The organism is Natrinema gelatinilyticum, assembly GCF_024266705.1.
Classification (GTDB): domain Archaea; phylum Halobacteriota; class Halobacteria; order Halobacteriales; family Natrialbaceae; genus Natrinema; species Natrinema gelatinilyticum.
This window is the reverse complement of sequence record NZ_CP100756.1, coordinates 1,945,672-1,967,040: the sequence shown is the minus strand read 5'-3', so window position 1 is coordinate 1,967,040 and position 21,369 is coordinate 1,945,672. Positions and strand designations below refer to the sequence as shown.

Here is a 21,369-nt window from a genome sequence, read left to right as displayed (position 1 = left end):
CCCCGAATGCGGCCAATGAGTCATCAGTTGCCGGACGTGCAGGCGACGTCACCTGACGTCACCGTCGGTTTGAGCCAGGTCGGCGTCACGGGCGTCGATAAGCTCGTTAAACTCGCCCGCGATGGAAAGCGCCCGATCGTGCTCACTGCCGAGTTCGAGGTCTTCGTCGACCTCCCCGCCTGGCGCAAGGGTGCGGACATGAGCCGCAACATGGAGGTTATCGACGAGATCCTCGAGGACGCCACCCGAGAAGAGGCCTACAGCGTCGAAGAGGTCTGCGGCGAGGCCGCCGAGCGATTGCTCGAGAAACACGACTACACGTCGAGAGCCGAGGTTTCGATGGAAGCGGAGTTCATGCGTCGCGAGCGGACGCCGGCGAGCGACCGCGAGACCCAGCACATGGTCGACATCGTCGCTTCGGCGACCGCCACGGACGAGGGCACTCGGGAAGAAATTGGCGCCCAGGTCACCGGCATGACCGTCTGCCCGTGCTCGCAGGGCATGTCCGCCGCCCGCGCGAAACAGACCCTCGAGGACCTCGGCGTCGGAGAAGAGACGATCACCGAGTTTCTGGAAGAAGTGCCCCAACCAGGCCACTCCCAACGCGGGCACGCAACGCTGACCGTCGAAGCCGATGGCGACCCCGCGGTCGACCTGAACGACATCATCGACATCGCGCGAGATTCGATGAGCGCGCGGATCTACAACCTCGCGAAACGGCCCGACGAGGACCACATGACCTACGAGGCTCACGCGGACGCCAAGTTCGTCGAGGACTGCGTGCGCGCGCTGGCCGAGGGCGTCGTCGACGAATTCGACCACCTGCCCGACGACGCGGTGATCACGATGAGTCAGACCAACGATGAATCGATCCACCAGCACAACGCCCACGCCGAGCGCGTCGTCGAAATGGGAACCCTGCGAGACGAAATTAGGACCTAGAACTGGAGCGGTTCCGCTTCTTCCCACCGGGGGATGAACTCCTCGCGGACGTTCGCGGTGAACTCCGGATCCTTCAGGTCGATCATCCCAAACGCCTCACCCGACGAAAGCGGGTTCGGCACCTGAATGCACACCTCGACACCGTCGATGATGTTAAACGAACCCGTTATATCGTCGTTCGTCCGCACGTCGAAGTTATCACGCTGCTGAAGGGTATCCCGATAGCGCTGGCCCACGTCCTCTGACAGCGAGGCGACCATCTCGCGGGTCATCAAGAGATCAACCGAAACGCCCCGATCGAGTGCATCTTCGAGTTGCGCACTGACGTCTTCACTGACCGCCTGCATGTCCCACTGGGGTGCCGGGTCCGCGGATACCATCACGATATCGCGGTCCGCCGCCGCGAGGCGCTCGAGGAGGAGATCGATCGTCTCGTCGGGACCGACGGCGGCGGTCCAGAACTGTTCTTCGACTGGCTCGGCCGCGTCGAGTTCGTCTGCCAGATCGTCGACGATGGACTCGTACTGATCCGCCTTCTCTTCGAGTTCACGTTTCTTGTCGTCGAGCAGCCGATCGAGCGCCGTCGAGGGTTCCACGGCGACGTACTTCTTCGGCCGGCTCGCGGTCTGACTCCGGACCAGATTGTACTGTTCGATGCTGTTCAAGACGTCGTAGATGCGCCCCATCGGGACGTCACTCGCTCGTGATAACTCCTTCGCCGTTGTGGGGCCGGTGTTGAGTAACGATCGGTAGGCTCGAGCTTCGTACTCGGAAAGCCCGAGATCCCTGAGGCTGGCCATATCGGGAACCATCCCACTGGAGTAATATAAACGCTGTGGTAGTTTGACGCGAGGTCGGACACGGGCGGCTCGGGCCCGAACGTCACTCGAGAACGGACTCGACGAGATCGCTCAACTCGTCAGGAGTTTCGGCACCGGCTGACACTCGGTCGCCGCGTTCGACTCTCGCCGTTCGCGCCTCGAGTCCATCCGCATCGGGGACGACGATCTTCTCGTGGTCGGCGAGCCGAAGCGCCGCACGATGGAGGTCCGCCCCAGGCTCGGCCGCGACGCGGATCACCAGCGGTCCTTCGAGCAGCCGGGAAACGGTCGTCGCGTAGCGCGCAACCTGGATGCCGAAGCGGTCGCTCGCCCCGGCGAAGGCCTCGAGCGTCCGGCGTGCGTACTCGCGGTACCGGTCCGTGCCAGTGAGAACGGCGAGCTCGAGCAGGGCGTCGGCGAACGCGACGTTCGAATCGAGGGGGCGCAGCGGCCGATCGAGCAAGCCGATTCCGTCGGTGGGGCCGTCGAGGAACGACTCTCCGTCGTGGAGGCGATCGATAGTCGCCTCGGCGATCGACACTGCATCGTCGAGGACGTCCGTCTCCAGGGTGCTCGCGGCCGTCGTCAACGCTGCCAGGGCGCGCGCCTGATTCGAGAGGAAACAAACGGGGTCGTCGGCATCACCACGATCTCGGTCGGAATCGGCTCCCTCAAGCACGTGTCGGATGACGCCATCGACGAGCAGCTCCCCACGAAGCGTCTCGAGTGCGCGTTCGGCATACCGGCGCGCACGGTCATCGTCGGTGTAGGCGTAGACGGTACACAGCCCTTCGATCGCCAGCGCGTTCGAGCCGGCGAAGACGCCGTCGTCGACCGGCGGCTCGTCCGCACTCGCCCGGTCGGTCACATTGAGGCTGTGAGCGTCATCTTCACCAGGTGCCTGACTGTTCGCGAAGGCGTTCGCGTCGCCGTTCCACAGCGTTGTGGTCACGTACTCGACCGTCCGCTCGGCGGGTTCGAGGTACTCGTCTTTCCCCGTGAGCAGGTACGCGTTGGCGAACGCGCGCACGAGCGCCCCGTTCGAGTCGAGGAGTTTCTCCCGCTGGAGTCCCGACCAGTCGCGCTCCGACGCGAAGCGGTAGAAGCCGCCGTCGTACTCGTCAAACAGATTCGCACCGACGGCGTCGTAACACCGGAGCGCCATCTCTCGGTCGCGTTTGAGTGCGAACTCGAGGGCGTCAGGCAGCGGGAACTTCGGGCTCTGACCCCAGCCGCCGGCGACCTCGTCGTAGGTCTCCGAAAGCTGGCCGAGCATGGCCGATTCGACGTCGGCCGTCAACTCGCCGGCCGGCGGATTGTCCTCCCGAAGCGGGCGGGGGATCCGTGCGGCCCCGCTGCCGTTCGTCTGCCACATGGTCCGGACGCTGTCGAGTACCTGGCGCATTCCGTCGGGGCCGAGATAGCCAGCACCGGTCAGGACCCGTCCGTCAGGTGCGAGAAAGACCGTCGACGGGAAGCCACCCATGTTGTACCGATCGCGGATGCGCGGGTAGCGGTCGACGTCGACCCGCACCGGAACGAAGCTATCGTTGACGTTCGCCGCGATGCGAGGCTCCGCGTAGGTCTCAGCATCCATCTCGTGGCAGTGATCACACCACGTCGCAGTCAGCGAGAGCAAGACGGGGACGTCGTCCGCCGACGCTTCGTCGAAGGCCGCTCGTCCCCATTCGCGCCACTCGACACGCGTTCCATCGTTCATATCTGATCGTCGGGAGTCCCGGGCGTAAGCCCTTCGTTCGCTCGAGAGGGACGCGACCACCACCGGCCCGCGCTGTATCGGCCGGTGCGACCTCAAGGCGGCGGCGGTGGCTCCGTCGTGGGACGAGAGTAAAGGATTTTCAACCTTCGAGCCCTAGTCAAGCTATGCTTTGGTGGATCTTCGCGCTGTTGCTCATCCCGTTTCTCGATGCCGTCTTGCTGGCGGTCATCGTCACCCAGTTCGATTTCATCGGCTGGATCGGGATGGTGCTGCTCGTCGTCCTGACGGGGCTGATCGGAATGCTATTGGTTCGAGCGGAAGGACGGCGGACGATCAGGAAGATGCAGCGGTCGATGGCCCAGGGCACGCCGCCGACCAACGAACTGCTCGACGGCGGACTGTTGATCGCCGCCGGAGCGTTCCTGCTCACCCCCGGACTGGTGACCGACGTCATCGGCTTTCTGCTCGCCGTCCCGCTGACGCGAATTCCGATCCGAGCCGCGCTCAAACGGTTCGTGATCGTTCCGTATGCAGATAAGAAGACGGGTGGACTCGCGAGCGGAGGCGTCTGGACGGTCGGCTTTCCCGACGGCGGGTCGGCGGGCGACGCCACCGAATCGGCCGACAAGGGGACGTACGATCTCGGTCCCGACGCCTATAGCGTCCGCGACGGAGACGCCGAAGATTCGTACACAATCGACTTCGGAGACGAGCGCACGGACGACGAGCGAGACGACGATCCCAACGCCCGATAGCGGTTCCCACGGCCCCCGAAGAAAGAAACGTTTAAACGTACCACCCGGCAAGAACTGATTGCGAAGTGGGCCAATAGCTCAATCAGGTTGAGCGCCACTCTGATAAGGTGGAGGCTCTCGGTTCAAATCCGAGTTGGCCCATCCTTTTACGGTGTGTCAATCCGCGAGTCACACGTATCGATCGAACGCGGATACGACTCCGAGAACTGCGCGCTCGCGAGCGAAGCGAGTGAAACCATCGTCAGGAAACTCGAATGTGAGTTGGTCATTCACTGGTGAGCGGTCCGTACGCAGCTATACTACTGGAGATCGCGCTCAACGGCGACCGACGTGGCACCATCGATTTTGCGGTGTCCACAAGTGCGCGTTCTGAGACCCAGAAGGCGAATACTATCATTCTTAGATACTATATTCGAGAAAGAGAGATACACGTCACGAAAGTTCAGTAAAACGGTTATACCTGCTTCGATCGAATTGATCATCGTTTTCCTAACGGAAACGAACTAAATCCGATCGCCAGCAAAACACGACGTTCAGCGGAGCGACCGAGAAGTAGATGTCGAAATCATAAATATATTCCCTATTACCCAACTATGATACTGGAAAATAATTATTTTCGTGGGATTTAAGGAGTTATTCAAGATTCAAAATATAGACCGTCCTCGTCCCTCGGAAGCAAAATCGTGAATCGACACGATACCTCCACGAAAGAACTCGAGTATCTCTACCGAGGTGTGAGAATGAAATCGACTCCACAAATGTTTGGAATCGTAAATAAATATATAGCTGCTAGATTTCTTATCTTTAGAGGAAGGGGTCCCTCCCGGTGACGGTACACCGATCACTTCCGAGTTGACCACGACTACGAGAGCTGTTATCCGTTCTCTGAGAGGATGGAAGGGACACCGTTTTGCTTCTAATACGCCTGCGACAGGGAATGGGAAATTGAGAGGAAACTACTACCGACGTATCCCGATTGTATAGGTGAATCACCGTTACGACCGGCGAATACGGAAACGTTTTCGACGATGACAAAAGTCTGGATAGTTGGCCCACAGGAGAGAGGCGTTTCTCTCGAGTACGGAAACTGAGCCGAAGAAAGACGGTTCGAACTGAATTGGCAGAGAAAGACCTTGCATAGCGTTTCGGTCCGGTTGGAGAAGGACGAGCACACCCCACACCAGTCGCAGATAGTGTCACCACCGATATGATATAAAATATGATTAACACATGTTTCTAACTATTCGATACGCTCCTTTGCAATCTGTGTACGGGGAGCGTCACCGAGATGTACCGGGGGCAGAGAACGCGCCGCTCTCACCGGAAACGAGACAACGACACGTCTGGAGCGCTGGTTCAACGGGAGCATCCCAGCACGCGTTTCTCACGGACGGATCGGAGGACTACAAACAATTCTCGAGGGCGGAATGATTTACAACAATATGATTGTAAAACAGAAACCACAAAGCACGCGCGATGTGATTGGCCGATCAGCAAGGGACTCACAGTTCGGGGACGTCGATCCCGTCTACACGAATGGCTTCGGCTTCGACGTCCTCGAAGACCGCACCCCAGGCGCCGACCGAGACGACGTCGTCCTCGGTCTCGAGAACGAGGGTCACCTGGCCGTCGAGATCCGCATACGTCGGATTTCGTGGGATTTCGCAGTGGTCGCCACAGGTGGCCCGAACGAGGTCGCTGCGAATACCGACCCGGTCGCCAGTTTCGATCCGGCGACCGAGTATCTGCAGCGCCATCGTCACGTCGTCGTGGAGCAGTAACGCGGCTTCGTGGACGAACCCATCGATGCGAACGTACGTCGGCGGCTGCGATCGGTCGAGTTGGACACATTCCTTGCGTACCCACAGGCACGTCCAGAAATACCAGTGCATGATGAACGAGATCCTCTCGTCGCCGATCATAATCCCATACGAGCGATCGCTGCGGACGTTCGGTTCGAAGAACGCGTACCGTCGATCGACGATCGACAGAAACGGTCCAGGAATCGGACATTTTCGAATCTCGAGAACGCCATCGATTTCGGGGATATCGGCGGTACCGTCATCGGAGACCGCAATCTGGATCGACACACCGTTTCCGGCGGCGGTCTCCATTGTCGGCCGCATCCGCGAACATCTCGCTCTTTTGACGGAGTCGATTGAGGACGTCGACCGGTTTGCGCGGCCGAGCGTGGAACCGGCCGTGCTCGAGCGTCTCGACGAACCCTTTTTCCTGCAGCGAGCGGACGATATCGTAGATTCGTGCGGACGAGACGGAGGATTGCTTGGCGATTTCGACGACGGGTGACGGGTCCCGACTCGAGGGGCGTCAGGTAGTCCTCCGCCTGCTGGCCGGCCATCCCGGCGCCCTCGAGCGCCCGTCGGAGCGTCTTCGTGTCCATACTATTCACTGCCCTCCGGACGTACAAAAACGTCTGTCCGACGAGGATTGTTCAGATAGATGATTAATTTGTATGATTTATATTTATTGCGATTGTTTCTATGATGATCAGAGTCGAGTACAGCGATTTTTCGTCAGCATTTCGTTGTTCACTGGCAAACATACAAATTCTTCGTCGTGTTCGGCTTCGATCGAATCGAAGGCGTATCGACGGGAAACTGCACAGAAATAGTCTGTGTATCCAATTTCTGTCACGTCGCTCTTCGATCGATGTCGCTGGATGTGCACGGAACAAACAGAAACGCCTCCAGCCCCTAACTTTAATCGTCTCCCGAATGTATTAAATTTCGATATAGGTATCACCGATTGATTTATTACAGACACGTTCGATTTGTTAGTGGGCTACCGTATCGGCGTTAGCGTGGTTCGTAGTACCATATTGATCGCAACGCTGGTACGCTAGTGACAACACATCCATGGTAAACGATAACAATCACTCTGGCAATTCGCAGCGGCTTTCCCGACGAGCGTACGTCTCTGCATTAGGGCTTGCAGCCGGGCTTGGAACGCTTGGAACCGCCAATGCGGCATCGGTTTCGGTCGGCAATGGAAGCTACAAGACGACACTTCCCGCAGGGGAATCAGAACCCCAGTCGACACAGTATACCACGTCGAACGTGTCTGCACCACTGCCGACGAACGACTGGTGGAGTACACTGCTGTGGTTCCCGTATTCGGAACCACTGTTCGCACACCCACTCGCGTTCGACGCAAACGGAGTCGGGCTGGACGTCAGTAACCCGACGGAGTGGACGTACACGACCGACTCGTCGAACGATCCCCATCAGGGGAACGTCGCGATGATGGACGACACGACAGATCTGACGATCGGTCACACGGCGACCTCCTCGTTCGAGGACGTGCGCTGTGACGGCTACAGCGACTGGTCTGTCGACGCCGTCTGGGGTGATGGCACGTCGACGAGCCTCTCGATAACCCTAGCCCAAGGATCACCGTACGTCTTCTGCGAGTATAGCGGCGGTGGCGCTGCTCTCTCGTTCCCCTCGGCGCCGACGGTCTTTGCCGACGACGGCAACGTGCTGGGCGTGTCGATCAACGGCCACGCATACGGCCTATACGCGCCCTCCGGGACGACGTGGTCAGGGAAGGGAACGACCGAATTAACCTCCGACCTCGCTGGTGCGGGGTACCTCACGGTCGCTGCACTGCCGGAAGCGACCAGCACGGCACTCGCAGATTTCGAACAGTACGCGTACAACTTCCTCACCGATACCCAGATATCCTGGACCTACGACGAAACAGCCAGTGAGGTCATCACGACGTACACGGTCTCGACGAGCGCGAAAGCCGAAAGTTCGACGTCAGGAACGCTTTCGGCGCTGTTCCCTCATCAGCACAAGAACACGAGCGAGACGTTCGAGGGATACACTTACGAATCCGCGCGTGGGACGATGCAAACCGTCACCGGCGTGTCGTTCACCACGACGCACTCGTTCTGCGGGATCCTCCCATTCTTGCCCGACGAGGGAACCTACGACAAGACGGAACTACAGAACTACGTCGACGACGAGGAGAGTTCACGGACGCTGGTCCGCACCGGTCCGGAGAACCCCGGCGATGGGACCTACTGGACCGGCAAGAACTACGGTCGACTAGCCCAGATCATCCCGATCGCAGATCAGTTGGGTGACGATACCGCCGCGGACTACTTCCTCAACGGCGATCAAAATACGAAGGGACTCAAAGACGACCTCGAACTCTGGTTCGACGCCAACTCGAGCGGGAAAACCACCTCGGAGGACGTGTTCTACTACAACCAGAACTGGGGGACGCTCATCGGGTACAACGATTCGTTCGGCTCTGGCGCAAACATAAACGACCACCACTTCCACTACGGCTATTACGTCCGTGGCGCGGCAGAAGTCGCCCGAAAGGATCCGACGTGGGCCCAGGATTCGAACTGGGGCGGCATGGTCGATCTTCTGATTCGGGACTTCGCGAATCCCGATCGATCGGATTCGATGTTCCCGTTCTTGCGCCACTTCAGTCCCTACGAGGGACACTCGTGGGCAGACGGTGGCGGGTCAGCGTTTGTCGAGGGGAACAACCAGGAGTCCTCCTCGGAAGCCCTCAACGCCTACGCGTCGATGATCCTCTGGGGAGAGTTCACCAACAACACCGAGATCCGCGACGCTGGCGTGTTCCTCTACACGCAGGAACTCTCCGCAGTCCGGGAATACTGGTTCGACGTAGATAACGAGAACCAGCCGTCGGGCTGGAACTACGACTACGCTGCGATGGTGTGGGGCAACGGCTACAAGTACACCACCTGGTGGACCACCGACACCGAGGCTATCCACGGCATCAACATGCTGCCGATGTGTGCCCACATGGAGTTCCTCGGCTGGGACACCCAGTACGCCCAGTCGAACTACGACGAACTCGTCGCCAACGACGTCGACGGCGAGGTCTTCAGCTACTGGCCGGACATCATGTGGATGTTCCGGGCGTTCTCAGACGTGACCGACGCGAAGAACAAGTGGCAAGCCAAAAAGAGCAGCTATCCCGTCGAATTCGGCGAGACGAAGGCCCACACGTACCACTGGATCTACAACATGGACGGGATGGGGACGCCCGATCCATCTATCACAGCTGACCATCCCCTAACGGCCGTGTTCGACGATGGCACTGCCAAGACCTACATCGCGTACAACGGCGGGAGTTCGCCGGTCACGGTCACGTTCTCCGATGGGACGGCCCTCGACGTGCCAGCGAACTCGATGGCCACATCGACTGGGTCGGGCGGTGGGGGGTCGGGCGACTCGACTGCCCCGACCGCGCCGTCGAACTTGACATCGACTGGCAAGACGGACACGTCAGTCGACCTCTCCTGGGACCCCTCGAGTGACGACGGCACGGGAATCGACCACTACAACGTTTACATCGACGGAACGAAAGACCAGGAAGTCACCGCCGGGACCACGTCGACGACGGTCTCGAATCTCTCGACGAGTACCACCTACGACTTCTACGTCACGGCAGTTGACGGTGCAGGCAACGAGTCAAGCGCCTCGAATACGATCTCAGTGACGACTGACTCCGGGTCGACCGGATCAACTGCCCCGACCATCGACAGCTTCAGCGTCACGAACGTCTCGAACGGTGGCTGGGCGAGCTTCAACGTAAATTGGACCGTTTCGGACGCCGACGGCGATCTCTCGTCGGTCGTCGTCGAACTCCGACAGAACGGTGTGCAAGCCAGTAAGACGATCAGCGTCAGTGGATCGAGCGCGTCCGATACGACGAACGTCCGCGACAAGAAGGGATCGGGCAGTTACGACGTGATGCTGACTGTAACCGACGCCGCCGACAACACGAAAACACAGACGGAGACCGTGTTGGCCTGAGGTCGGTCTCGGACAGTTCCTGATCGCTTCGCACTTTTTCGCCACGTTCCCCATCGTTTCCGGTAGTACGACCGAGTGGGGACTCGCCAGCGATCCAGTAAAACCAAGCTGGCGCTCCGAGAGAACGCCGGTCGATCAGTGGTCTACCGACGCTGCTGGCGACGACGAGATTGCGGTCTTCACGGCGGTAACGGCCGCGTTCCTCGAATCGTACCGCCTCTGGTAACGAGCACCCCATCGCTGGTCCGAGGAACCAGGCCTGCGAATTACGGCAGTGAACGGATTCCATCCGTGCCAGCAAGTTGCATCTGGGAGAGCGACCTCAGTTATTCATCGCCCGCTTCGTACAGTACCAATACGTGCCGCCGAACGTGACGAGACACCCGACGACGAGCAGCAGGTCGACAAGTGCGATGACGTACGCGGCGGTACCGGGCTGGAGAAAGAGAAACGAGAACGCGAGTAGTAGTCCCATCACGGTGACGACCGCGAGCAGGAGCGGTATTTGATCCCGCTGCTCGCAGACTGCATCCATGAGGACCTCTCTGAATCTCATATCATCTCTTTCAGCCGAACGCTCATTAACGTCCCGGTCAGCGCCGGCAGACGGGCCGTAACCCTGATTGCGATGATTGAACAGCATCGATTGCCGACCTGTAGCCCACTGATACGGACTACTGTAAGTCACTGCCGGTGCAATCGCGACCGTCCTGCGGTTGCACTGGTACATCGTTACAGCAGTCCGTATGAACGGTAGGTTTATACGCCGAGCGAGGGAGCACTGAATGTATGAAACACGGGTTAGTAAGCCTCAGAGAGTCGGAGACACATCGCGAACTCCTCGCGGAAGCAGCGGAGTGGTGCGCCGGAGCCGACGGCACACTCGTCGTCCTATGGCACCTCGACGAAGGCGAATACGATGCCGATGTGGACACCCTCGAATCGGTCGAGCGGGTCGAACGCGTAGACTACGACCACTCGGCCATCGTCGAGGGTGCTGCGGTGCACGCGACGGAATTCGTCGAATCGGTACTGTCGGAGACGGACATCGACCCGGAAATCGTGGTCGTCGTCGACTCGGAAACAACACGCGCTCAGCACGTCCTCGATACGGCCGTCGAACGCACGTGTGACCACGTGTTCATCGTCGGAACCTCCCGGTCACCCGCTGGAAAGGCCGTCTTCGGCGACTTCGCACAGCGGGTCATCCTCAACTTCGACGGCTACACAACGCTCGTCACCGAGTGAGCGAGCGCCGGTCGTCCGTACGCGCGCCTGACAGCTGACGAGTCAGATGAACTATCGGACGTCACCGGCGAAGTTTCGTCGCGGGTGAACACCGTCACGTCGTGGCCGGCTGCATCCGCTTTGCAGGCGATTCCCGATCCGGTGAGATCCGCCCATAATTAGCACCGTCACGGCCGACCGCTCAGTCTTCCAGCGGTGCGCTGTCCCAGTACTCGTGGTCCGGTTGGCTGCGGAAACACGCGGTGCGGTGTCCGTCTGTCTCACCCGTGAGGGCTGGACAAGATTCGCGACACGCCTCGCGCGCTTCAGGACAGCGCGTGTGGAAGCGGCAGCCACTCGGCGGGTCGACCGGGTCAGGGATGTCGATTTTCCGCATGGGTGGTTCACCCGCGCCGGCCGCGTGAAGCGCGAGGTCCGGCGTCGCCCACCGCAAGACGTTGGTGTAGGGATGTCCAGGGTCCTCGATGAGTTGCTCGGCTGTCCCGACTTCGACGAGTTCACCGAGGTACATCACGCCGATGCGCCCGTCCCCGTGTTCGGCGAAGTAGCGTGCGTTCGAGAGGTCGTGTGAGATGAACACGAACGATGTGTCGAAGTCTGCCTGCAAGTCCAACATCAGGTCCATCATCTCGACGCGCAGGGAGACGTCGAGCGCGCTGATCGCCTCGTCGGCGAGGATGAGATCGGGGTTCATCAACAGTGCACGGGAGAGGGCGACGCGCTGTTGTTCCCCGCCACTGAGCTGGTGAGGATAGCGGTCGGCGAAGTCCGCCGCTGGGTTCATCCCGACGCGTTCGAGTAGCGAATAGATTCGCGCGCGTCGCTCACCGAGGCCGATGTCGGGGTGCGTCTGTTTGATGGGCTGGGCGAGGATGTCGACAATTCGACGGTTCGGGTTCAGCGAACTCCCGGGGTCCTGATGGATGATCTGGAGCGACGAACGGATGTCGCTGAACGGGATATCGACCTCGCCGGTTCCGTCCTTGGCCGCCCAGATGTCCTGCCCGCGGTAATGGACAGTTCCGCCGGTAGGTCGCTGTAGCCCGATGGTTGTCTTACCCAACGTTGACTTCCCACAGCCGCTCTCGCCGACGAGCGCGAGAACGTCGTTCTCCTCGATGTCGAGCGAGATGCCGTCGACCGCGTTGACGACGTCCGGCTCCTCGAAGAAGTCAAACAACCCCTGGTTCTTCTCGAAGTGGACGTCGACGTTGTCGAGCGAGATGAGCGGTGCATCGTCGTCGTCTCGGACAGAAGCGTCGGGAACGGTGTCTATCTGGCTCATATTGCATCCTCCGTGTCAGCGCCGACCGACTCGGTGTCGAAGTTCAGCTCGATTGTCTCTCTCGCTTCTTCCCAGCGGTGACAGGCCGTGCTGTGGCCGGGTCCAGTGTCGTAGAACGACGGGTCGTCGGAGTGACACTCGTCGGTCGCGAGCGGACAGCGTGGTGCGTAGGAACAGCCCGACGGCACGTTGATGGGCGCCGGACTCTGGCCTTCGATTGCGCGCATCTCTTCGAGTGGGGCGTCGAGGTTCGGCGTCGAGTTGAGCAGCGCGCGCGTGTATGGATGGCCTGAATTACCGATGAGTTGGTCCCGAGCGGCGACCTCGATGAGATCGAAAGCGTACATGACAGCCATCCGGTCAGCCAGCGCGGCGACCAGCGGCAGGTCGTGCGTAATGAACACCATCGTCAGGTCGTATTTTTCCTGTAACTCCTGCAGGAGCATCAGAATCGACCGTTGCATCAGCAGATCGAGCGCGGCCGTCGGCTCGTCCATCACAAGGACGTTCGGCTCCAGCACGAGCGAGAGTGCGATGAGCGCGCGCTGTTGCATCCCGCCCGAGAGTTCGTGTGGATACGAGTCCAGCACTCGTTCGGGGTCGAGATACAGGTCCGAGAGGAGTTCGCGAGCGAACTCCATCCCCTCGGTCACGTGAGCGTCGTGTGCCTTCAGCGTCTCGCGGAAATGGCCACCGATTTTCATCGTCGGGTTGAACGAACTCATCGCCCCCTGGAACACCATCGCAATCTCCTCCCATCGGAACTGTCGAAGCTCCTCTTGGCTGAGTTCCAAGATGTCGATGGTCGTCCCGTCCGCTTTGTGATAGAGGATTTCGCCCGAGAGTCGTCCGGGGTCGGGAATCGCGTCGAGCATCGCCGACGCGAACATCGACTTCCCGCTCCCGCTCTCGCCGACGACGCCGACCACTTCGTTGCGCTCGATGGCCATACTCACGTCGTCCAAGACGAACGTCTTGCCGTCGTCGTACGTGACTCTGGCGTTTCGCATCTCGATTATCGGGTCAATTGCCGCCATCGGATCACCGTGCCGTCGTCGTGTTGTAGTATCCGGTGTCATTTAGAGCACCTCCGTCACACCAGCGTCGTCGTCGCTCGCCGTCGAACTGGACTCGCCAGACATCCGAGTTCGGACGCGGGGGTTGAACACCCGGTCGAGCCCCTGGCTGAGCAGGATGAGGCCCAGCGAGAGACCCATGATCGCGACCATCGGAGCCAGCAGCCAGTGGGCCGCGCTCCACGAGAAGAGCGCACCGCCGCTGTAGGCGAAATTGAGAGTTACCCCCCAGTTTTGCGTCGAATACGGCAAGACACCGAGGAAGTACAGCCCCACGGAGGCGAACATGACGTACCGCGCGGCGAACACGAAGTTGACCGTCACGTATGGCATCAGGTTCGGGACGATGTCCTTCACGATGATTCGGGGCGTGCTGACGCCCATGGTTCGCGACGCCTCCACGTAGTCGTTCTCGCGGATGGTGAGTACCTGCGAGCGCAGCGACCGGCCGAGACCGGCCCAGTAGCTGATGTTGATGACGACGCCCAGCAGGATGGGGTTCTCCGGATTAAGTGTCACCGCGAGAATAATCACGAGCGGGAGGCCCGGAATCGCCATGACGAGGTCCGAGAACGACATCAGTGCTCTGTCGACGCTTCCGCCCTTGTAGCCGGCGACGGTCCCAATCGCAACGGCGACGGCCGTCGCCCACACCGCACCGGCGGTAATCATCAGCAGGATATCGGGCGTCGAGTGGATGATGAGCGCGGCGAGGTCCGTCCCCGAGGCGGTCGTGCCGAGGGGATAGTTCATATTCTCGAACAGCATGAGGTAGCGCGGCGCTTGACTCGTCGACGGTTCCCGCCAGAGCCCCAGTACCGCAACGAGCGCCATCAAGAGATACCCACCGATGATGAGGAAGCCGAGTCGCGTTCGCCAGTCAGCCCACGCGACGAGCAGCGGGGTGCGTATCTGGTCGTCGTACACCTCACGGAGTCGTTCACGCGTCGTCACGTCCGGTGCCGACGCGCTCTCGCTTCGCCAATCAACGCTATCCGTGTCAGTAGGCTTCATCTGAATCACCTGCGCTGATTCGCGGGTCGATCTTGCTGTACGTCAGGTCCGCGACGTAGACGCCGAGGACGAGCGCGATGGTGATGACGAGGAAGGTCCCCATCATCAGCGGGTAGTCGTTGGCATTCAGCGCGGAGATGAGGTAGTAGCCGAGTCCGTTGTAGGAGAAAATCTGCTCCAGTATGACGGTCCCGCCGAGTCGGAAGCCGAGCAGAAGCAAGAACCCAGTGTACATCGGCAGGATGGCGTTCCGGGCGACGTATCGAGTCGCGATACGACGGTCCGAGAGGCCGCGAAGCCGAGCCACCTGCACGTAGTCGTTGCCGAGTACCTGAATGCTGTTCCCGCGCATCGCCAGTGCCTGTCCCCCGATGGCGCCCAGCGTGTACGAGAAGATGGGCAGCACACTGTGTTCCAGGGCACTGAGAACGAACGGGATGCTGAGTTGCCGTTCGACTCCCGTTCCAATCGTCCCCGCAGTGGGGAGCCAGCGAAGCTGGTAGGCGAAGACGTACAGCGCCAGGACGGCGACGACGTAGAACGGCACCGACATCAGGGTAATCGAGATACCCGAGAACAGCTTGTCGAATCGGGAGCCTTCCCAGTAGGCCTGCAGCGCCCCGAGGAAGATGCCGATGGCGAACACGAGTATCGTCGAAATGAGCACGACGAACACAGTCCACGGGGCCGAACTGGCGAGTATCGAGACGACCGGTTCGTTGAGCGAGATCGACTCCCCGAGGTTACCTCGGGCGAGTGCAAACATGTAATCGATGTACTGCTGCCAGAGTGGTGCGTCCGGACGGATGTTCTGTAGGTTAGCGATTCTGGCGTCTACCTCCGCAGCCGGCACACCCTGCTTGAGTAACTGGGCGCGCAACTGCGTATACGGACCGCCGGGTAGCAACCGTATCAGGCCGAACGTCAGTGACGCCACCATGAAGATGGTGGCGAACACCCTGGCCGTCCGGCGCACGTAGTAGTTGACCATTTCGTACTCTTGTGATGGTGTTACCGATTAGACGGGTTCAGCTTGCCTTGCTTGGGGAGCCAGTGCGACGGCCACTTGACACCGCGGGCAGAGTCGTCGGCCGAGGCGATGTCCCACTCGTCGGTGGTGAGCCAGGCTTGGTCCTGTTTCGCGACGAGGCCAAGGACGGGGAGATTCTGGTTGTTGTGCCACGCGACCCGCGTTATGGTCTCGGAGGCCTGCGCTTCGTCCCGCATCGTCGCGACGCTGCGTATCTCTTCGAACGGGTTCAACGTCATCTCGCCCGAGCCGTCCATCGCCGGGACGGTGTATTCGCCTTCGGTGAAGTTGTGTCCGCCACCGACGTCGGGAATGGTCAGCTGCCAGCGCAGCGGGAAGTACGGGTACGACGATCGAGCGCCGCCGGGCAGCCAGTAGAACGCACCCATCTTGAAGTTGGAGTCGGTGTACGCACCGAAGAAATCGCCACCCGGTACCGAGCTAATCTCGAAGTCGAAGCCAAAGGAGTTCAGCTGGTCGACGACGGTATTAGTCGCGGTGGTCCAGTCGGTCCACCCGGCCGGCGTCAGGTAACTCCCGCCGATAGCGTTCCCGGTGTCGTCACGCCACGTCCCGCCCGATTTTGAGTAGCCGACCTCGCGGAGCAGCGTGGCAGCCGCCTCGGACTGCGTAGCCTCCGCCCCGTAGCTCTCGAAACTGTCGTAGGCGTCGCCGAGCCACGACTCCTGGTCGGCCGGTGGGATACCGGTGACCTTCGGTGCGGGGTTTTTCGTGCGCGGCCCGGCGTTGTCGGCGACCTGCTGGCGATTGATAACGTGTGCGACTGCCTGTCGTACCTTCCGGTTGCCGAAGACCTCGTCGTCGTGGTTGAATATGATCCCGTACCCCCAGTTCGCCGGGAGGGTGACCTCTTCGACCTGGTCCGGAAAATTATCAACGATCTTCGGGGGGGCGAACATGCTCGTGACGACGTCGAGTTCGCCGCCCATCAGCCCCTGCTGGAGGGCAGTGTTTTCCTGTCGGCTCAGGAGTTCGTACGTGTCGAAGGTGATGTTATCGGCGTCGTAGAAGTGCTCGTTACGCGAGAGCGTCCAAGCCTGGTCGTTCTTGGATTCGAGTGTGAACGGACCGTTCCCGTGGACATCTTCTTCCCACTTAAACTCCTGGACGGCCGAAGCGTCTTTGTCCAGGAACTCGTTGTAGACAGGTTGATACCCGTGAATACGGAGGTCACCGTTCGCGAGAGTATGTTTGATAATCTCTGGGTTCGACGGGTTCGAAAGCGTGATGACAACCGTTTTATCGTTTTCGCCCTCTTCGACGCTGTCAGCGAAGTCCCACAGCGTGGCCTCGGTCTTTTTCATCAGTCTGAACTGCGTAATGACGTCACCTGCTGTGACATCATCACCAGTGTCCCACTTGAGGCCGTCGCGCAGCGTCAGCGTGACCGTCTCGTCTTCGAAGGACCAGTCCTCGAGACCGGCCAACTCGAACTCCTGTGTAGAGAAGTTGTAGGCGGCGAAGCGCTCGAAGATGTGGTTGCCCGCAGTCCAGTCGTAGTTCTGGGTCGCCATTGGATTCAAGTGCATATTCGTCGGGACGCCCAAGTTCGTCGCGCCCGTGAGGGTGGTGCCGCTGGACGACCCGCCGCCCATACACCCAGCGAGGGCTGCAGCTCCAGAGACACCGGTCAGTTTGACGAATTGCCGTCGGTTGATCACATCGCCATAGCCATCAGTAGCTCGTGACATTGCGTACAACTATCGTTCACGTACCCGTATTAAATATTGTGGTTGTTAATGGCAATCGCCCTCCGTCTCCCGACACCCTGACCGGTTGACCGGTGGCATCCCGAGGCGTGTCGGAGTCGCACGTGAATTCGGGCACATCACGGCGAGTCAGCTTCATACGGACTACTGTGTATCAGCGCCTGTCCCGACGGAACCGTCGTCGCGACGAGTGTGAGACCGGCCTCGTCAGGGCCATCCAAAAGTATAAATGCACGTGATAGAATCGTTCTCACGATGCAGTCTAGCGATACGCAACCGCTGTTTAGGGATCCGACTGTCTCGACCTCGGAACGCGTCAGCGACTTGCTCGGTCGAATGACGCTCGAAGAAAAGGTCGGTCAACTCGTTGGGACGTGGGCGGGCCACCTCGACGAGTTCAAAGATATCGACGATGTTGTGACGGAAGTCACGGAACACGACGTCGGGGCCGTCGCGTCGTTCGGCTGGGGCGGTGCCGTGGACATGCGATTGGACGATATCGTCGAGAACGTCAACCGAATCCAGGAGGCCGCGCTCACGGAGACGCGTCTCGGTATCCCCCTGCTGTTCAACGTCGACGCCGTCCACGGTCACGCCTACGTTGCCGAAGGGACGGCGTTTCCCAACGGTCTCGGCGCCGGGGCGACGTGGGACACCGACGCAGTCGAGCGGAGCGCCAGCATCACGGCTATTGAGGTCCGACGAAGCGGCGCACACCAGAACTACTCCCCGACCTGTGACGTAGCGCGTGACCCACGGTGGGGTCGCACGTTCGAAACGTTCGGCGAGAGTCCCTACCTCTGTGCGAAACTGGCAGCCGCGAAAGTTCGTGGCTATCAGGGTGATGGCATCGAAGACCCGTTGTCGATCATCGCGACGGCGAAGCACTTTCCCGCCTACAGCGATCCTGCGCGTGGCGAAGACGCCGCCCCGGTCGAAGTGTCGCAGTACCTGTTACGAAACGTCTTCTTGCCGTCCTTCCTCGACGTGCTGGACGAGGACGTCGAGTCAGTGATGCCCTGTTACAACGCCGTCGACGGAGAGCCCGCACACGGGTCGCGGCGCTATCTGACCGACCTGCTCCGCGGCACGCTTGGTTTCGACGGCACCGTGGTGTCTGACTGGGGTGGCGTGAAGATGCTCGACGAAGACCACAAGATAACCGCGGACCACCGCGACTCCGTCCGCCAGACCCGGGAAGCCGGCCTCGATATCGCGTCTGTCGACGCGATCGACCACGCCGAACACCTCGTCTCGCTCGTCGAGGACGGTGAAGTGGCCGAAGCCGTCGTCGACGAGAGTGTCGAACGTGTACTCGAACAGAAGTTCCGACTGGGGCTCTTCGAGGATACCTTCGTCGACCCAACCGAGGCACGTGATATGGTCGGGGCCGACGCTCACCGCGAGGCGTCTCTCGACGTCGCACGCGACTCGATGACCCTCCTGAAAAACGACGACCTCCTCCCGCTCGATACGGACGCGGATGTCCTCGTCGCCGGGCCGAACGCCGACGACGTGGTCCACCAGCTCGGTGGCTGGAGTGTGCCCGACCCCGAGGGAACCGATGTCGTGACTATTCGCGACGGCATCGAGGCGATCACGTCCGGCAGCGTCGTCTATGAACAGGGGTCGACGATGAACGACACGCTGGATGTAGATGCGGCCGTCGAGGCAGCCGAAGACGCAGATATTGCCGTCGTCGCCGTCGGTGAACCGTGGTACCTCCACGAGTTCGGCCCCACCGTCGACACCGGAACCGAACCCGACGAGTTCCCGAACCGGCACACGCTCCACCTTCCCGACGCTCAGCGCGAGCTCGTGGAGGCGATCCACGAGTCGGGAACGCCTGTCGTCGGCGTCTTGGTCACGGGCCGACCGCTCATCGTCGACTGGATGGCCGAGCATGTGCCAGCTCTCCTCATGGCATATTATCCCGGAACGATGGGCGGACAGGCGGTTGCCGAGACGCTCTTCGGGGAGAACGACCCCAGCGGCCGACTCCCCGTCTCGATTCCAAAGTCCGAGGGGCACCTGCAGACGCGGTTCAACCACTTCCCACACCCTACCCCCATCGATCAGGAAGAACACCCCTCATCGTACGATCCGTTGTTCGAATTTGGCCACGGACTCAGTTACGCCGACTTCGAGTACGACGACATCACACTAACCGAGTCGACCATCGGGCCACACGACACGACGACAGTTCGGGTGCCGGTTGCAAACGTCAGTGACCGATCGGGCAGCGACGTCGTACAGGTGTACGTCACGAACCACGCGAGTTCGCGTGTCACGCCGGTCCGTGAACTCCGTGGCTTCGAGCGCGTCTCGCTCGACGGGGGTGAGAAAGTAATGGCGGAAATCGAACTCGCCGCGGCCGAGCTGGGCCAGGTCGGCGCTGACGGGGTCAGACAGACGGAGGCAGGCGCGTATTCGGTTCACGTCGGCGACCAGACGGTCGAACTTACCATCGAGACGATTTACGACTGAACGACGTCGTCGAACGAAATCCCCTCCAAGGTAATCTTTTGGGCTTCGATGTCCTCGAACACCGCTCCCCATCCACCGACGGTAAGTTCTGCTCCCCCGGTATCGAGGGTCACCACCGCATACGTCGAAAGCTGTTCGAGCGATGGCGAATCGTCGTTGATCACCTCGGGATAGTAGATTTCCGTGACTGTCCCCGTGACTGTACGGAACTCGTCGGCCGCCACATCGATGCCCGCGATAGTTACAGCGATGTTTCCGCCGCTGTGGTGCAGCGAGGAGATGTCTCTAATGAACTCCTTGAGGCTGATATACGGTTTCGGGAGTTCCTGCTGTGAGACCAGTGGCTCCCACGGATACCAGAGGCAGGTCTGGTAGTACCAGTGGTTGATGAACGAGAGGATATTGTCGTTGATCAGGATACCGTAGTTCTCTGCGGCCCGCGAGTTCGGTGCGAAGTACGTTCGGCTCCGGTCGAGCACGGAGATGAACGGACCGGGAATATTGACGAGGCGTACTTCGAGGTTCGTCTTGGAGAGGTCCCAGGACTCACTTCGTTCGGTCAGGTCAGATTCGTAGTAGATAGCAACGTGAACGATGACGCCCCGGGCAGCCGCCGAGTAGAGTTCTGTCCGCAGTGACTCGAATTGGTCGGCAGTCAGCGCGACTTCGACTGCGACGTCGGTCTCTCGGATCTGATTCCGGACGTGTTCGAGTACCGTGTCGGCGTGCTTGACGACCCCCACTCGGTGGTCTTTGAGTTCCGGTTGCTCCCATCGGTCTTCAAGTTCCTCGGCGGCATCGGTAAACAGTTCTCCCCGTTTGCGCAGATGAGCGAGGATGTCGACGGGATCCGATGGCTCTGCATGCAATCGGTCCCGATCGATGGTATCGACGAAGCCCTTCGACTCTAGTGAACGGAGCGTGTCGTACACTTGGGTCGTTGGCACGTCGGATTTCTTCGCTACGTCGACAGCGGGAAGCCGCCCATAGTCGACAAGCGTCAGGTACGCGTCAGCCTCGTAGGTGGTGAGGTCGGCGTTTTCCAGCGCTTGTTTGAGGGTGCTACGGTTCATACACGCTAGCTTGCGTCCAGGTGTATGAAGGTTTACTGTGATCGTTGGTGCGATAGATCCGTGGTATGAAAATTATTACAGATTTACAATTCCACAAAAGTACAATTTATTAGACCCATGGAATATTTTTGAATACTCGTTTTTTAGGCGCTATTAGTGGCTTCAGACAGCTATTAGAAAATCGAAGTCGAATAAGTAACAACTATATTATAAATTGGAGATAGCTGTGTGGGGACTGGATTAATATTTTTCCTTATGCTTTGATCGGCACGAGCAGCGCGGCGGCCAGCCCGGAGACCACATCCGCGTCTGGCAGTGAGCCGATGGCGAGACGTCGGCGTCGATCGACGGGACGGCAGT

At 60.1% G+C, this 21,369-nt stretch carries 15 protein-coding genes, 1 tRNA gene and 1 pseudogene; 6 read left to right on the top strand and 11 right to left on the bottom strand.

Features of this window, described 5'->3' with window-relative positions; all coding sequences use genetic code 11:
- The first annotated feature begins 15 nt into the window (after nt 1-15).
- Nucleotides 16-942, top strand: coding sequence for a GTP cyclohydrolase MptA (gene mptA, locus NJU76_RS09540; protein ID WP_254527914.1), 927 nt, complete (start codon nt 16-18; stop codon nt 940-942).
- Here the strand turns inward: mptA and NJU76_RS09535 are convergent.
- Entirely contained in the window at nt 939-1,742 is an 804-nt protein-coding gene (locus tag NJU76_RS09535) for a TrmB family transcriptional regulator (protein ID WP_254527908.1), read from the bottom strand. The genes mptA and NJU76_RS09535 overlap by 4 nt on opposite strands.
- A gap of 82 nt (nt 1,743-1,824) precedes the next feature.
- Nucleotides 1,825-3,483: a DUF255 domain-containing protein gene (locus tag NJU76_RS09530; RefSeq protein ID WP_254527906.1), complete on the bottom strand. Its 1,659-nt coding sequence runs from the start codon at nt 3,481-3,483 to the stop codon at nt 1,825-1,827.
- A gap of 164 nt (nt 3,484-3,647) precedes the next feature.
- On the opposite strand from NJU76_RS09530, the gene NJU76_RS09525 reads away from it, so the two are divergent.
- Nucleotides 3,648-4,238 carry an FxsA family protein gene (locus tag NJU76_RS09525; RefSeq protein WP_254527904.1) on the top strand — a complete coding sequence of 197 codons (591 nt, stop codon included), beginning with the start codon at nt 3,648-3,650 and terminating at the stop codon, nt 4,236-4,238.
- 67 nt (nt 4,239-4,305) lie between these two features.
- Nucleotides 4,306-4,379: transfer RNA gene (locus NJU76_RS09520), tRNA-Ile, on the top strand.
- 1,361 nt (nt 4,380-5,740) lie between these two features.
- Here the strand turns inward: NJU76_RS09520 and NJU76_RS09515 are convergent.
- Together NJU76_RS09515 and NJU76_RS27020 are read right to left on the bottom strand one after the other, a co-directional pair.
- The gene (locus NJU76_RS09515) at nt 5,741-6,364 is read right to left on the bottom strand and encodes a TrmB family transcriptional regulator sugar-binding domain-containing protein (RefSeq protein WP_254527902.1); all 624 of its coding nucleotides are present in this window, start codon (nt 6,362-6,364) and stop codon (nt 5,741-5,743) included.
- A pseudogene (locus tag NJU76_RS27020) lies at nt 6,300-6,542 on the bottom strand (helix-turn-helix domain-containing protein); the annotation flags it as partial. The pseudogene NJU76_RS27020 and the gene NJU76_RS09515, both read right to left, overlap by 65 nt.
- Nucleotides 6,543-7,114: 572 nt before the next feature.
- Here NJU76_RS27020 and NJU76_RS09510 point away from each other — a divergent pair.
- Complete coding sequence (locus NJU76_RS09510; RefSeq protein WP_254527900.1) at nt 7,115-10,066, top strand: glycosyl hydrolase; 2,952 nt, start codon at nt 7,115-7,117, stop codon at nt 10,064-10,066.
- A gap of 322 nt (nt 10,067-10,388) precedes the next feature.
- On the opposite strand, the gene NJU76_RS09505 is transcribed toward NJU76_RS09510, so the two are convergent.
- A complete protein-coding gene (locus tag NJU76_RS09505) occupies nt 10,389-10,622 on the bottom strand; it encodes a hypothetical protein (RefSeq protein ID WP_254527898.1) in 234 nt (77 codons plus the stop codon).
- A 233-nt stretch (nt 10,623-10,855) separates the two neighbouring features.
- Here NJU76_RS09505 and NJU76_RS09500 point away from each other — a divergent pair, with 233 nt between their 5' ends.
- Nucleotides 10,856-11,314: a universal stress protein gene (locus NJU76_RS09500; protein WP_254527897.1), complete on the top strand. Its 459-nt coding sequence runs from the start codon at nt 10,856-10,858 to the stop codon at nt 11,312-11,314.
- Between the two features lie 181 nt (nt 11,315-11,495).
- Here NJU76_RS09500 and NJU76_RS09495 read toward each other — a convergent pair whose 3' ends face one another.
- From NJU76_RS09495 to NJU76_RS09475, 5 genes are read right to left on the bottom strand one after another with little or no spacing between them, the layout of a single operon-like run.
- Nucleotides 11,496-12,599, bottom strand: coding sequence for an oligopeptide/dipeptide ABC transporter ATP-binding protein (locus NJU76_RS09495; RefSeq protein WP_254527896.1), 1,104 nt, complete (start codon nt 12,597-12,599; stop codon nt 11,496-11,498).
- The gene (locus NJU76_RS09490) at nt 12,596-13,636 is read right to left on the bottom strand and encodes an ABC transporter ATP-binding protein (RefSeq protein WP_254527893.1); all 1,041 of its coding nucleotides are present in this window, start codon (nt 13,634-13,636) and stop codon (nt 12,596-12,598) included. The genes NJU76_RS09495 and NJU76_RS09490 overlap by 4 nt, the downstream gene beginning before the upstream one ends.
- 42 nt (nt 13,637-13,678) lie before the next feature.
- Nucleotides 13,679-14,689 carry an ABC transporter permease gene (locus NJU76_RS09485; protein WP_254527891.1) on the bottom strand — a complete coding sequence of 337 codons (1,011 nt, stop codon included), beginning with the start codon at nt 14,687-14,689 and terminating at the stop codon, nt 13,679-13,681.
- Complete coding sequence (locus NJU76_RS09480) at nt 14,676-15,680, bottom strand: ABC transporter permease (RefSeq protein ID WP_254527890.1); 1,005 nt, start codon at nt 15,678-15,680, stop codon at nt 14,676-14,678. The genes NJU76_RS09485 and NJU76_RS09480 overlap by 14 nt, the downstream gene beginning before the upstream one ends.
- A gap of 20 nt (nt 15,681-15,700) precedes the next feature.
- A complete protein-coding gene (locus NJU76_RS09475; protein ID WP_254527888.1) occupies nt 15,701-17,431 on the bottom strand; it encodes an ABC transporter substrate-binding protein in 1,731 nt (576 codons plus the stop codon).
- A gap of 273 nt (nt 17,432-17,704) precedes the next feature.
- On the opposite strand from NJU76_RS09475, the gene NJU76_RS09470 reads away from it, so the two are divergent.
- Nucleotides 17,705-19,936, top strand: a complete 2,232-nt coding sequence (locus NJU76_RS09470) for a glycoside hydrolase family 3 N-terminal domain-containing protein (RefSeq protein ID WP_254527886.1) — start codon at nt 17,705-17,707, stop codon at nt 19,934-19,936.
- On the opposite strand, the gene NJU76_RS09465 is transcribed toward NJU76_RS09470, so the two are convergent.
- Complete coding sequence (locus tag NJU76_RS09465; protein ID WP_254527879.1) at nt 19,927-21,009, bottom strand: TrmB family transcriptional regulator; 1,083 nt, start codon at nt 21,007-21,009, stop codon at nt 19,927-19,929. The genes NJU76_RS09470 and NJU76_RS09465 overlap by 10 nt on opposite strands.
- Between the last annotated feature and the right edge of the window lie 360 nt (nt 21,010-21,369).